Origin of the sequence: Robiginitalea biformata HTCC2501 (genome assembly GCF_000024125.1) — a bacterium.
GTDB lineage: Bacteria > Bacteroidota > Bacteroidia > Flavobacteriales > Flavobacteriaceae > Robiginitalea > Robiginitalea biformata.
Map to the genome: position 1 here is coordinate 2,952,865 of NC_013222.1, position 12,317 is coordinate 2,965,181.

The 12,317-nt window shown below is 55.2% G+C and carries 14 protein-coding genes; 9 read left to right on the top strand and 5 right to left on the bottom strand.

Annotation, left to right across the window (positions count from 1 at the left end; genetic code table 11):
- Window positions 1-103: 103 nt before the first annotated feature.
- Window positions 104-1,063 carry a LysR family transcriptional regulator gene (locus RB2501_RS13135; RefSeq protein WP_015755338.1) on the top strand — a complete coding sequence of 320 codons (960 nt, stop codon included), beginning with the start codon at window positions 104-106 and terminating at the stop codon, window positions 1,061-1,063.
- Window positions 1,064-1,090: 27 nt separating this feature from the next.
- Here the strand turns inward: RB2501_RS13135 and RB2501_RS13140 are convergent, their stop codons facing one another.
- Complete coding sequence (locus RB2501_RS13140) at window positions 1,091-1,288, bottom strand: hypothetical protein (protein ID WP_015755339.1); 198 nt, start codon at window positions 1,286-1,288, stop codon at window positions 1,091-1,093.
- A 161-nt stretch (window positions 1,289-1,449) separates the two neighbouring features.
- Between RB2501_RS13140 and RB2501_RS13145 the strand changes: the two genes are divergently transcribed.
- On the top strand, window positions 1,450-2,706 hold the full coding sequence (locus RB2501_RS13145) for a D-alanyl-D-alanine carboxypeptidase/D-alanyl-D-alanine-endopeptidase (protein ID WP_187289173.1): 1,257 nt from the start codon (window positions 1,450-1,452) through the stop codon (window positions 2,704-2,706).
- Here the strand turns inward: RB2501_RS13145 and RB2501_RS13150 are convergent.
- Window positions 2,700-3,308 carry an NUDIX domain-containing protein gene (locus RB2501_RS13150; RefSeq protein WP_015755341.1) on the bottom strand — a complete coding sequence of 203 codons (609 nt, stop codon included), beginning with the start codon at window positions 3,306-3,308 and terminating at the stop codon, window positions 2,700-2,702. The two genes, RB2501_RS13145 and RB2501_RS13150, sit on opposite strands and share 7 nt — an antisense overlap.
- A 173-nt stretch (window positions 3,309-3,481) precedes the next feature.
- On the opposite strand from RB2501_RS13150, the gene RB2501_RS13155 reads away from it, so the two are divergent.
- Window positions 3,482-5,068 carry a M81 family metallopeptidase gene (locus tag RB2501_RS13155; RefSeq protein ID WP_015755342.1) on the top strand — a complete coding sequence of 529 codons (1,587 nt, stop codon included), beginning with the start codon at window positions 3,482-3,484 and terminating at the stop codon, window positions 5,066-5,068.
- A 105-nt stretch (window positions 5,069-5,173) separates the two neighbouring features.
- Here the strand turns inward: RB2501_RS13155 and RB2501_RS13160 are convergent, their stop codons facing one another.
- The 3 genes from RB2501_RS13160 to RB2501_RS13170 form a co-directional block, all read right to left on the bottom strand.
- Window positions 5,174-5,989 (bottom strand): TIGR00266 family protein, encoded by an 816-nt coding sequence (locus RB2501_RS13160; protein ID WP_015755343.1) that lies wholly within the window; start codon window positions 5,987-5,989, stop codon window positions 5,174-5,176.
- 117 nt (window positions 5,990-6,106) lie between these two features.
- Entirely contained in the window at window positions 6,107-6,484 is a 378-nt protein-coding gene (locus RB2501_RS13165) for a hypothetical protein (RefSeq protein ID WP_015755344.1), read from the bottom strand.
- A gap of 71 nt (window positions 6,485-6,555) precedes the next feature.
- Window positions 6,556-7,011, bottom strand: a complete 456-nt coding sequence (locus tag RB2501_RS13170; RefSeq protein ID WP_015755345.1) for a DUF4442 domain-containing protein — start codon at window positions 7,009-7,011, stop codon at window positions 6,556-6,558.
- A 134-nt stretch (window positions 7,012-7,145) separates the two neighbouring features.
- Here RB2501_RS13170 and RB2501_RS13175 point away from each other — a divergent pair, with 134 nt between their 5' ends.
- The 6 genes from RB2501_RS13175 to RB2501_RS13200 all read left to right on the top strand — a co-directional run bounded on the left by RB2501_RS13175 (window position 7,146) and on the right by RB2501_RS13200 (window position 12,314).
- Window positions 7,146-7,628 (top strand): DUF4870 domain-containing protein, encoded by a 483-nt coding sequence (locus RB2501_RS13175; RefSeq protein WP_015755346.1) that lies wholly within the window; start codon window positions 7,146-7,148, stop codon window positions 7,626-7,628.
- On the top strand, window positions 7,628-8,119 hold the full coding sequence (locus tag RB2501_RS13180) for a nuclear transport factor 2 family protein (protein ID WP_015755347.1): 492 nt from the start codon (window positions 7,628-7,630) through the stop codon (window positions 8,117-8,119). The genes RB2501_RS13175 and RB2501_RS13180 overlap by 1 nt, the downstream gene beginning before the upstream one ends.
- Before the next feature lie 110 nt (window positions 8,120-8,229).
- On the top strand, window positions 8,230-8,565 hold the full coding sequence (locus RB2501_RS13185; RefSeq protein ID WP_041327259.1) for a PadR family transcriptional regulator: 336 nt from the start codon (window positions 8,230-8,232) through the stop codon (window positions 8,563-8,565).
- Between the two features lies 1 nt (window position 8,566).
- Window positions 8,567-10,315 carry a PspC domain-containing protein gene (locus tag RB2501_RS13190; RefSeq protein WP_015755349.1) on the top strand — a complete coding sequence of 583 codons (1,749 nt, stop codon included), beginning with the start codon at window positions 8,567-8,569 and terminating at the stop codon, window positions 10,313-10,315.
- Between the two features lie 142 nt (window positions 10,316-10,457).
- On the top strand, window positions 10,458-11,180 hold the full coding sequence (locus RB2501_RS13195) for a head GIN domain-containing protein (RefSeq protein WP_041327261.1): 723 nt from the start codon (window positions 10,458-10,460) through the stop codon (window positions 11,178-11,180).
- Window positions 11,181-11,294: 114 nt separating this feature from the next.
- Window positions 11,295-12,314 (top strand): dipeptide epimerase, encoded by a 1,020-nt coding sequence (locus RB2501_RS13200; protein WP_015755351.1) that lies wholly within the window; start codon window positions 11,295-11,297, stop codon window positions 12,312-12,314.
- The last annotated feature ends 3 nt before the right edge of the window (window positions 12,315-12,317 follow it).

Here is a 12,317-nt window from a genome sequence, read left to right on the forward strand (position 1 = left end):
TCCCATTTCAGTCAGTTTTCAGTCCGGAGTATTGAATCTCCCTATGATAATTCGCTATTACTATCCTTACATTTTATACTTTTAAATCGCCAAACAGACTCAAATGACTATTACACAACTGCAATATGTCCTCGCCGTGGCGGAACACCGGAATTTTACCGTTGCAGCCGAGAAATGTTTTGTCACCCAGCCTACCCTGAGCATGCAGGTACAGAAACTGGAAGACGAACTCGACCTCCTGATATTCGACCGGAGCAAAAAACCCATCAGCATCACGGAAGCAGGTCAGAAGATCGTAGACCAGGCCCGGAATATCGTCAATGAGGCAGCGCGAATCCGGGACATTGTAGATCAGGAAAAGGGTTTTATAGGCGGCACGTTCACCCTCGGGATAATCCCCACAATCATGCCCACGCTGCTGCCCATGTTCCTCAAGCCCTTTATCAACCGGTATCCGAAGGTTCGGCTCATCATCAAGGAGCTGAGCACGGAAAGGCTGATTGCCAATCTTTTGGAGGGCCACCTGGATGCGGGGATTGCAGCGACCCCGCTCCGGAATGAGCAACTCACCGAGCGGCCGCTTTATTACGAGCCTTTTGTGGGTTATGTCCCGGACGGGCACAGGCTGGCGGGGCTTGGAAAGATCCGACCCGAGGACCTGGACCTGGAAGACATCCTCTTACTTCAGGACGGTCATTGCTTCCGGGACGGGGTGGTCAACCTTTGCAAGGGCGGGTTCCGCCTGGACTCGGACCGTTTCCAACTGGAAAGCGGCAGTTTTGAAACCCTGGTAAAACTAGCGGATGAAGGGCTTGGCATGACCCTCCTCCCCTACCTGCACACGCTGGACCTGGGGAATGGCAACCGGGATAACCTGCGGTTTTTCCAGGAACCTCCGCCGGCGCGGGAGGTGAGCCTGATCTACCACAAGAAGGAACTGAAATTCCAGATAACGGAATCCCTCAAGGAGGTTATCGCCTCCGTAGTTCGCGGCGCAATTGCATTTCAGGATGTTAAAATTATCAGCCCGACACTGCAGGGGAACCGCAAACAACCCAGATAAAAAAACCCCGCTATTGCGGGGGGTGTATCAGACGGGCAGGTATTGCAGCGTTTTTTGCAATTCCGGTTTGTCGGTGGTGAAGAGCAGCAACCAGTTGCGCAACTCTTCCAGTTCATTCGGTAGTAGTCTTTTGATCGCTTTTTGGAGTTCCCTGCTGAATAATCGCGCATCGAAACTCACCTTCTGGAGCACGGTTTTTGTGTACTCCAACATCGAACCAGCCATTTTTTGAGTTTGTTTAGTTAGACGTGTCTCATCAAAAGTAACCAAAAATTGTTGCGGATTATTGCTCCCAAGTCGTTAAAAATTTGATATTTTCATCAACAAATAGTTAAAATAGTCCGATGCCCGGATACCTGTTGAGATTCGCCATTCCATATTCTGTTTTGGGAGCCCTGGCAATCCTGGTATTCCTCTCGGGTTGTTCGCCGGTTCGAAAAGTAAACCGGCATCTGAACAATCAATTCCAAAACGAAGCGCACTCCAACCAGTTCACCGGCATCCTCCTGGTGGATGCGACCAGCCGGGACACCCTCTTCTCCCTGAATGCCGAAAAGTATTTTACACCCGCCAGCAACGTGAAGCTATTTACGCTTTACGCCGCCCTGAAAACCCTGCCAGACAGGGTACCCGCCCTCAAATACGCCCGGCACCGCGACAGCGTCTACGTTGTGGGGACGGGCGATCCGTCGGCGCTCCACCCGGATCTGATGGACAGTACAGCCCTGAAGTTTATCCGGGGCTTCCCCCATGTTACGATGGTCAATTCCAACCTCACGGATCCCGCCTGGGGACCGGGTTGGTCCTGGGACGATTTCGACGCGTATTACATGCCGGGCCGGAGCGCCTTCCCGGTTCACGGCAATATCCTGCGCCTGATTGGTTATCCGGACAGTTTGCACGTCTCCCCGTCCATCTTCAGGGACAGTCTTTCCCCCCGCAGAGGCGGACGGGCACGCTCGCAACTGCGGAATGTGTTCCTTCGAACCCCTTCTCCCGGGGATACCCTGGATATCCCGTTGCGGATTTCCGGACAATTGGAGCGGGATCTTTGGGCCGCTTTTTCGGGCCGGGTGATTGTGCGCGGAGATACCCTGCCTCCGACCCCCCTGGAAACCCTTCCCGGCATGGCCTCGGACAGTCTGTACGCCAAAATGATGAAGGAGAGCGACAATTTTATCGCGGAACAACTGATGCTCCTGGTGTCCGGCACACAATCGGATACACTGAGTTTTGAGGCTGCCCGCGACCGGGTACTGGAAGAGTTCCTGCCCGGGATGCCGCAGGTCCCCCGATGGGTGGATGGCTCGGGCCTCAGCCGGTATAATCTCTTTACCCCGGAATCCGTGGTCTTCCTGCTGGACAAACTATACCGGGAGTTCCCGGAACCCCGCTTATTTGCCTTGCTGGCACAGGGCGGACAGGATGGGACCCTGGCGGAATGGTACCGGGACAGCGCGTCGCCGTACGTATTTGGAAAAACGGGGAGCCTGAGCAACAACCACAACCTCAGCGGGTACCTGGTTACCCTCTCAGGCAAACGGGTCTGCTTTTCGATGATGAACAACCACTTTACACAGCCCTCGGATGTCATAAAGGAAAACATGCAGGAACTCCTGCAATGGGTGCGTGAAAATTACTGAATTTCCCGGGCTACTGGACGCAACGGGCCAAAAAGCGCAGCGTACTGGATCAGGATGAGCGTTTTGGCATCCCGGATCTCCCCGTTTCGTACCTTCTCCAGGATTTCTTCGAACCCGAACTCCAGCAATTCGATGTCCTCGGTTTCCTCGGGAACGCCACCGCCTTCCGCCTCCTTTTGCCCGGGGTGGTAAGCGGCCAGATAATAGTGCAGGATTTCGGTAACGGCGCCCGGGGAACTATACGCCTCCAGGATTTTTTCCAGTTGCTCCACCCGGTACCCCGTTTCCTCCAGGATCTCCTTCCGGATAGCAGCCTCAGGGTCCGCCCCGTCGAGCAGGCCGGCACAAACCTCGGTGAGCAGGCCGTCCGGGTTGTGGTTTACAAAAGTAGGCATCCGGAATTGCCGTGTCAGGAGTACTTTCCGCCGGGATGCATCGTACAGTAAAACGGCTGCGCCGTTGCCCCTATCGTACACTTCCCGCTGCCGGGACTCCCATCTGCCATCCGAACGCCGGTACTCAAAATCGTATCGGTACAGGGTATACCAGGCACTTGAGAGCGTCTCTTTCCGGATATTTCTCAGTCTGTCGTTTTCGGGCATCTTGTCAGGGTTTAAACTCAAAGGTAGGGCTTCTGCAGCTCATCCCCACCCACGCACCACAGCCCCCCGGGAACGGCTGGCCTATAAAATTTAATTGATACTTTTAATGCGCGGGCGGCAACTAGCTGCCTGCTGCCAAACCTCTTTAAAATCCTTACACAGATCCGTTGCCCATGAATCCAACTCGTTACACCCTGTTTTTACTGCTTATTACATTACTGGCCTCCTGCGGCCAAAACAACCGCTCCGGGAATGAGCCGGGAACCGACCTGCCCCGGATTGCCATTGCAGGACTCGGCATTGAATCGAGCACTTTTTCGCCGGCGCGGACCGAAGAAGCCGCCTTCCACCCCCGCACAGGCGATTCCGTTTTTACCCGATACCCCTTCCTCCATACGGATTCCGTTAACCGGAAACGCGCCGAATGGGTCCCCACCCTGGTGGGGAAGGCCCTTCCCGGCGGGACGGTTACCCGCAAGGCCTACGAATCGCTGGTTGGGCAAACCCTCAAACGACTCGAGGCCCAAAAACCCTTTGACGGGCTTTTCTTTGACATCCACGGTGCCATGAGCGTCGAAGGGATGGATGATCCCGAAGGCGACTTGATATACCGCATCCGGGAGGTGGTGGGCCCTGAAGTCCTGATATCCACCTCGATGGACCTGCACGGAAACGTCTCCCGACGGCTCGCCAGGCATACGGACCTGATTACCTGTTACCGCATGGCGCCGCACGAAGACGCCCTGGAGTCCAAGAAACGCGCTGTGGAAAACTTGCTGGACCGGTTGGAAAGCGGCAAGGGGAAACCCGCTTACAAGGCCTGGGTTCCCGTGCCCATCCTGCTACCCGGGGAGAAGACCAGCACCCGGGTGGAACCCGGAAAGAGCCTGTATGCCAGGGTACCCGGCGTAGCGGCCCGCGACGGGGTGGTGGATGCCGCCATCTGGATCGGCTATGCGTGGGCAGACGAACCCCGGAACCACGCGGTGGTTATGGTAACCGGGGATGACCGGGAACAAGTGGTTTCCGGGGCGGAGTACCTGGCCGGGGAGTTCTGGAAGGTACGTGACGAATTTGAATTTGTGGCCCCCACTACGGACTTTGAAAGCGCATTACAACTGGCCCTTTCCAGCGAAGAACAGCCATTTATTATTAGCGATATGGGAGATAACCCAACCGCCGGGGGCGCCGGGGATGTCACCTGGACGCTTACCGAATTGCTGAAACGCCGGGAATTTACCACTCCGGGAGGGCCGACCCTTATCTACGCTTCCATCCCCGGCCCCGAACTGATTCGGGAAGCCGTTCGCACCGGGGTGGGCGGTACCGTCAGTGCCCTGGTAGGGGCAGCCGTCGATGACCGGTATGCACCTCCCCTCTTGCTGGAGGGAACCGTCACCGCCCTGCGCAAGGGCGACCAGCACGCCGGGACCGAGGCGGTGGTAAAAACCGGGAATGCCCATGTTATCGTTACTGAGAAGCGCAAACCCTACCACCGGGAAGAAGACTTTACCCGACTGGGGCTCAACCCCCGGGAAACGGATATCGTTGTCGTGAAAATTGGTTATCTCGTGCCGGAATTATACGACATGCGAGGCGGCTGGGTAATGGCACTCACGCCTGGTGGGGTGGATCAGGACCTGGCCCGGCTGGGTCATCAACGGATCATCCGGCCCATGTTCCCCCTGGACGCGGATATGGCCGACCCGGATCTGAGCGCCCGGATGATCCCCGCTTCGGACAATGCGGTTCCCGAATAGGCAGGGGTATTCCAGCCAAATTGCCGGCAGCCGGCTGTCCCGACCTGGTGCAGGAAGGATCGGGGCCTGGTGCATCGGGGCCTGGTGCATCGGGGCCAACCGGCATCAGAACCGGTTGTCGCCGTCGAGCAGGTCGCCGAGACCGCCGAGGATGCTGCCCTCCCCTTTGTCCTTACCGCCGCCTTTGGGGGCTGCTGCCAGGACCCGTCCGGCCAGGCGGCTGAATGGCAGGGATTGGATATAGACAGTGCCCGGCCCCCTCAGGGTGGCAAAGAAAAGGCCTTCGCCCCCGAACAGCGTATTTTTGATCCCGCCCACAAATTCGATATCGTAGTCAACGGTTTGGGAAAAGCCTACGATACAACCGGTGTCGACGCGTAGTACCTCCCCTGCCTGGAGGGTGCGGCGCGCCAGGGTTCCTCCTGCATGAACGAAAGCCATGCCGTCCCCTTCGAGTTTTTGCATGATAAAACCCTCGCCCCCAAACAATCCCCGACCCAACCTGCGGGAGAATTCGATACCCACGGAAACGCCCTTGGCGGCGCAGAGGAATGCATCTTTCTGGCAGATAAACCTGCCGCCTTTTTCCTTCAGGTCTATGGGGACGATCTTTCCCGGGTAGGGAGAGGCAAAACTCACTTTCTTTTTGCCCTGCCCGCCATTGTAGAAGGCCGTCATAAACAGGCCCTCACCGGTAAGTACGCGTTTGCCGGCGGAAAATATCTTGCCCAGTACGCCCGTATCTTTCTTACTGCCGTCGCCAAAAATGGTTTCCATTCGGATGTCCGGGTCCATCATCATAAAACTGCCGGCTTCGGCAATGACCCCTTCGTTCGGGTCCAGTTCCACCGACACATACTGCATCTCCTCCCCGAATATTTCATAATCTACTACGTGGTTTCCGGTATTCATAGGTTGCATTCCTTTGAGTTACTATTCAGACTATCTGTTGGTAGCAGGCCAACTTAAAATGTTACAAATATCCTGAGGATTTCGCCTTGGACCCATTGGCCGGCAACGGGGGGGACTTATTGGGATCTATCCGAGCAGCCATTTTTTGGCCGGTCTTTTTTTCAGAAATAATTTCATCTCGTAACCCAGGTTGTTCAGGGCCGTTTCCGTAAATAGCTGTTCACTGAACCGGTCGGGGTCCGGGATAACCACCGCCAGTTTGAGGTTTGGGGTCCAACCGATGGAAGAAGCCCCTTTGGCGAGTTTGAATTTGGTCTCCATCCCGTAACTCCCGTTAAAAGACATGACAACAAGCACTTTATCCCGATTGTTTTCCCGGCATATCCGTGCAATCGCCTCCCACCGCTCCATGGCTTCCTTCAGCTCCTGCCCCGGGGCGATTTTGACGGATAGTTCTGCTGTTACATAATCGGGTCGGACCTGAAAACTGAGATCATAAGGCATATTATTGTTAATTGGCAATGGTTGATTGATGATATGCAGTAGAGAAAAAAGATACTAAAAAAATAAACTACTCAGGATTTAACCTTCAGCGTCCATTCAAAATTAAAGGTGCTCACCGTGACCCCGTCGGCGTTCACTCCCACCGATTGCATCCAGACTGTTTGCCCCTTCCCGGTCGTAACGGCCTGGTCGATGGCATGGCGGACCTTATCGCCGTCCGGGCATTCGAACCGGATGCGGCCCGTTGCCTTTTTGGAAAAGTTTGCCCGGTTGTTGAGTACCAGCATGGAAATCGGAAGCCCGCTTTTCCGGATGTGATACATAACCAGGGCCCCTGTAGACAATTCGGCAGCCATTCCCTGTACCGCCCAGAACATGGAGCGGAATGGGTTCTGGTTGATCCACCGGTGGGTAACGGCAGCTTCCCCCCGATTCCCATCCAGTGCCGTTAGCCGGACGCCGCACCACCAGGCCGCGGGTAATTTGAAGAACATGAATCTGTTGAAACTGCGAACCGATAAGGCCATCTGATGGGATTTACACCTATAAATGTATCAAAAATATCCCCGTTTACATTTGTTAAATATATGTTAATTTATAGTACTATGTTTTGCATAATACCTTTCTTCGTATATATATTTGCATAAGAAACAACTAGGCCATGACAGAATCACTATCAAAACACGAGCGCAACCTGTCTGCGTTAATCCACGGATCCACCCTGTCCCGGTTCTTTATTCCCTTCGGACAGTTCCTGGTTCCCCTGGTGCTCTGGCTCTCCAATCGCAACCAGCACGAATTTGTCGATTACAACGGCAAACAGGCATTGAATTTCCAGATCAGTATGTTCCTCTATTCCTTCCTGGTAGGGGCTATCAGCATCCCGTTCTTTGTGGCCTCAATTCCGGGGCTGTTTGAACACGGCATCCTCTCCTGGGACGACCATCACAATTTTGAATCCTTCCACTTTGACTTCGGGACCGGATTTTTTGACTTCCCGTTTTTCTGGTGGCCTGTCGGCATCGGCGGCTTGCTGGCCATGGGCCTGTTTGTCGTCAATATCGTTTATACGATCCTGGCTACGATCCGCACCAATGAAGGACAGTATTTCAGGTATCCCCTGACCATTAAATTCATTCGCTAATGAAAACGCAGACCATCTACCGCACCCTCCCTGCCCTGAAAACCCGGCACATCCTTTTGATCCTGGCCATTTTGGTCGGGGCGCTGGCGGATGCCTTCGGACAGGTCCCCGAAGATTCCGACCTGTACCGGACCATCCTGGACCTGGACCAGGCGTATTTCACCGCCTATAACGAATGCGATATGGCTACCCAGGAGAAACTCCTCAGCGACAGCCTCGAATTCTATCACGACCAGGGCGGGCTGAGCACATCCAAGTCCGGGATCCTGGAGAGTATTGAAGACAATATCTGTGGGCAAGTGTCCCGCAGCCTGGTGCCCGGAAGCGTTGAAGTACATGAAATTAAGGGCTTTGGGGCGGTTGAGATCGGATTACATAAATTTTACAACAACCGGGAACCGAACGCCATATCAAAACCCAGTCGTTTTGTGACCGTGTGGAAACAGGAAAACGACGGCTGGAAAATGCACCGGATCATCAGCCTGCATTAGACCACAAGGAGTTTATTCATCAATCAAACCATCATGAGAACAAGAAACGAACAGTTAACACCGACCCAACAGGGGGCACCTTGTGAAATGTCGGATTAAGACCCGAAATTATGAATGTAGAAAATACAAAAGCACAAATGCGGAAAGGGGTCCTGGAGTATTGTATCCTCTCCATCCTTAGCGGGGAGGACAAATACGCCTCCGAAATTCTGGATACCCTGAAAGACGCAAAGATGCTGGTGGTGGAAGGGACCATTTACCCCCTGCTCACCCGACTGAAAAATGCGGGGTTGCTTTCCTACCGTTGGGAGGAATCCACCTCGGGCCCGCCCCGGAAATACTACGGTCTCACGGAGACCGGCACCATTTTCCTCAAGGAGCTGAACACCACCTGGGACGAGCTCCGAACCGCCGTCAATGTGGTCACCAACGCAAAAAACAAGTAAGATGAACAAGACTGTAAATATCAATCTGGCCAATATGCTTTTTCATATAGATGAAAACGCATATCAAAAGCTCCTCCGGTACCTGGAAGCTGTCAAGCGTTCCTTTGCCGGCACGGCGGGAAGCGACGAGATCATCGCCGACATCGAGGCGCGGATCGCCGAGCTTTTTTACGAAAAAATGGAAAATGAACGGCAGGTGATCACCCAAAAGGAAGTGGACGCCGTCATCGCCATCATGGGACAACCCGAAGACTACCAGGTGGATGAGGATATTTTTGAGGATGTCCCGCCGGGTACGGGATCCGCCAAAAGCCGCACTACCCGTTCCGCCAAGAAACTCTACCGGGATATCGACCACAAATACATCGGCGGCGTCTGCGCCGGGCTCGAGCACTACCTGGGCCTGGACGCCCTGTGGATCCGCCTGATCTTTATCATCCTGGCCGTCTTTACCGGCTTTGGCTTCATCGCCTATATCCTGCTCTGGATCCTGGTGCCCGAAGCTGCAACTACCGCGCAGAAACTGGATATGACCGGGGAACCCGTGAATATCAGCAATATCGAGCGGAAGGTAAAGGAGGGCTTCGATGACGTTGCAGAACGGGTCCGCAGCGTGGATTACGAAAAAGTGGGTTCCAGGGTGAAAAGCAGTGGAAAGACCTTTTTCGACACGCTGGGCGACGTCATCATGTTTTTCTTTAAGGTAATCGGCAAATTTATCGGGATCCTGCTGATCATTATCGGGGCTGCCACCCTGATCGGGCTGTTTATCGCCCTTTTCACCGTTGGGGTGGTGGATGCGGTCCAGATTCCGGGCGTCGACCTGATCGGGTTGCTCAACTCCACGGAAACGCCCGTGTGGATTGTCTCCCTCCTGGTATTCCTGACAGTGGGAATTCCCTTCTTTTTCCTGTTGTACCTCGGCTTGAAAATCCTGGTGAACAATCTGAAATCCATTGGGAACATCGCCAAGTTTTCCCTGTTGGGCCTCTGGCTGATCGCCGTTATCAGCCTGGCCGTACTGAGCGTAAAACAGGTAGCTGCACACGCCTACACGGAAAGCGTCACCACCACCGATACGCTTGCGCTGGCCTCACCGGCCACCGATACGCTCCGTATCCGGTTTCGCGGAGGCGATTTCGACAGGCATTCCGGCCCGGTTGTGGCAGGCATGCGCATCCGGTATGACGATGACGACCAGCCCCTGCTCTATTCGGACGACGTGTTGCTCGACATCCGCAAATCCGAGGATTCGGTGGCTACCCTGCGCCTGCGTCGGGATGCCGACGGCCGTTCTTATGAAGATGCGCGCCAACGGGCCGGGTCCATCCGGTACGATTACGCCCTGGCCGGTTCGGCCATTCACCTCGACAACTTTTTCACCACCGACGTGGATAACAAAGTCCGCAACCAGGAAATCCGCCTGACCCTTTTTGTGCCGGAAGGCACCCACCTGATCTTTGAACCTTCTGCCCGGAATTACCTGGGAAGACGCACCCAGAACGACCGCGGGATGTATTACCGGGATATCGTCCGCCACCAATGGGTTATGGGTCCTAACGGCATGTTGGTATGCCAGGATTGCCCGGAGGATACCGGCTCCGGACAATGGGAAGACGACAGTCGGGAAAACCGGATTATCATCGACGAGAACGGGGTGGACATTGACCTGAAGGACGAACAGGACAGTTTTAAGATGAAAATCGACGAGAACGGGGTGGAGATCAAAGCCCAGGAGGACGGGCTCTGACAATTCATCCGGCTGAAACGACAGTTCGGTCGGCACAATTGGGGCAGCCCCTTGGGAAAGCGCAATTTTGAAAAGTACAAAGCAACAACCAGAACCTAAATGTAAACCGGGGAACCAACCCCACAATCAAAAATCGAATACCATGGCAACACTAGCGCGAATTACAATCGGAATTATACTGGCCCTGCTGGCCTCTTCCTGCATGCTCGACATGAATTGGGGTGCCGGGAAAAGGGGCAACGGCGTTGTGGTCGAAGAAGCCCGCTCCGTTACGGGCGATTTTACTGCCGTATCGGCCTCCGAAGGCCTGGATGTATACGTCACTCAGGGTGACGTCTACGATATCCGGGTGGAGGCGGACGAGAACGTCATCGACCTTATCGGCACGGATATCCGGGACGGGAAGTTGAAAATACACGCTATAGAGAATATCGGGCGTGCTACCAAGAATGTTTATGTAACCCTGCCGGAAATAACGGCTCTGAGCGCCTCGAGCGGCAGCGACCTGGAAACCCGGGGTACGATAGCGTCCCGGAACATCCGCCTGGATGCCAGTAGCGGTGCCGACCTGAAAGCGGCAGTAGAGGCCGACGAGGTGGAAGCCGATTGCAGCAGCGGTGCGGATATCCGGGTCAGCGGCCGGACCAACTTGTTTTACGCAGATGCCAGCAGCGGTTCGGACATCAAGGCCGGGGACCTGCAGGCAAAAATATGCCATGCCAACGCGAGCAGCGGTGCGGATATCCGGGTATATGCCACCGAATCCCTTACAGCCGATGCCAGCAGCGGCGCGGATATCCACTACAGCGGCGAGGCCAGCGTCCAAACCAAAAAATCTGCCTCCGGCAGCGTTCACAAGTACTAATCTTTTCGCCGGCCATTCATCAATCAGGACCCGAACGGTCTGCTGAAAACCCTTGTCCCCGGACAGGGGTTTTTTGCTGCGATTTACTACTTTCGGGATTCAAACCGATTCGATGTGAAACTGACCCTGCATGCCCACCAACTTGAACTGGCCCATACCTTCGGAATATCCCGGGAGCGATACGACCGCCAGCCCACGCTTATCGCCTGCCTGGAATCCGGCGGAAAAAAGGGCTACGGGGAAGCAACCTCCAACCCCTATTACGGGGTAACCGTCGAGGGCCTGATAAAGGAAATTGAAAAGGCCCGCAGCGCGGTGGAAGCATTCCCCAATACCGACCCGGAGGCGTTTTACGAACTGCTCGAAAACCTGGAACTCACCCCATTTGCCCGCTGCGCCCTGGACCTGGCCTGTAATGACCTCCATGGGAAACTCCTGGGGAAACCCCTTTATGCAATCTGGGGGACCGCCGCCCGGGACTTGCCCGTTACAAACTTCACCATCGGCCTGGATACCCCTGAAAAAATGGTTGCCAAAATGCAGGAGCGACCCTGGCCCGTCTACAAAATCAAGCTCGGGACGGACCGGGATGTGGCACTGGTTCGGGAACTGAGGCAGCATACGGATGCCGTATTCCGGGTGGATGCCAATTGCGCCTGGACAGCCGGGGAAACCCTGGACAACGCGCGGGCCCTGAAAGAACTGGGCGTGGAATTCATCGAGCAGCCATTGCCCGCAGATGACTGGGAGGGGATGGAGCAGGTAGCCCATGGCAGCGTCCTCCCGATAATCGCAGATGAGAGCTGTATCGTGGAATCGGACGTGGATCGCTGCGGCCTCCACTTTAACGGCATCAACATCAAGCTGACCAAGTGCGGGGGATTGACCCCGGCGCGGAGGATGATTCGAAGGGGCCGTGAACTCGGGCTGAAGATCATGGTTGGCTGCATGACCGAATCCACTGTCGGGATATCCGCCATTGCCCAGCTGCTCCCCCAACTGGACTACGTGGACATGGACGGAGCGCTGTTGCTTCGCAGCGACATCGCCCGGGGTGTGGTGATCACCGACGATGCCGAGGTGATCCTGCCGGAAACAGGGGGTAGCGGCGTGGTGCTGACAGCCGACTTGTAAACC

Bases quoted from the DNA above. Each gene is read 5' to 3' on its own strand.
- RB2501_RS13135 (WP_015755338.1), top strand. From the start codon at position 104: ATGACTATTACACAACTGCAATATGTCCTCGCCGTGGCGGAACACCGG.
- RB2501_RS13140 (WP_015755339.1), bottom strand. From the start codon at position 1,288: ATGGCTGGTTCGATGTTGGAGTACACAAAAACCGTGCTCCAGAAGGTG.
- RB2501_RS13150 (WP_015755341.1), bottom strand. From the start codon at position 3,308: ATGCCCGAAAACGACAGACTGAGAAATATCCGGAAAGAGACGCTCTCA.
- RB2501_RS13155 (WP_015755342.1), top strand. From the start codon at position 3,482: ATGAATCCAACTCGTTACACCCTGTTTTTACTGCTTATTACATTACTG.
- RB2501_RS13160 (WP_015755343.1), bottom strand. From the start codon at position 5,989: ATGCAACCTATGAATACCGGAAACCACGTAGTAGATTATGAAATATTC.
- RB2501_RS13165 (WP_015755344.1), bottom strand. From the start codon at position 6,484: ATGCCTTATGATCTCAGTTTTCAGGTCCGACCCGATTATGTAACAGCA.
- RB2501_RS13170 (WP_015755345.1), bottom strand. From the start codon at position 7,011: ATGGCCTTATCGGTTCGCAGTTTCAACAGATTCATGTTCTTCAAATTA.
- RB2501_RS13175 (WP_015755346.1), top strand. From the start codon at position 7,146: ATGACAGAATCACTATCAAAACACGAGCGCAACCTGTCTGCGTTAATC.
- RB2501_RS13180 (WP_015755347.1), top strand. From the start codon at position 7,628: ATGAAAACGCAGACCATCTACCGCACCCTCCCTGCCCTGAAAACCCGG.
- RB2501_RS13185 (WP_041327259.1), top strand. From the start codon at position 8,230: ATGAATGTAGAAAATACAAAAGCACAAATGCGGAAAGGGGTCCTGGAG.
- RB2501_RS13190 (WP_015755349.1), top strand. From the start codon at position 8,567: ATGAACAAGACTGTAAATATCAATCTGGCCAATATGCTTTTTCATATA.
- RB2501_RS13195 (WP_041327261.1), top strand. From the start codon at position 10,458: ATGGCAACACTAGCGCGAATTACAATCGGAATTATACTGGCCCTGCTG.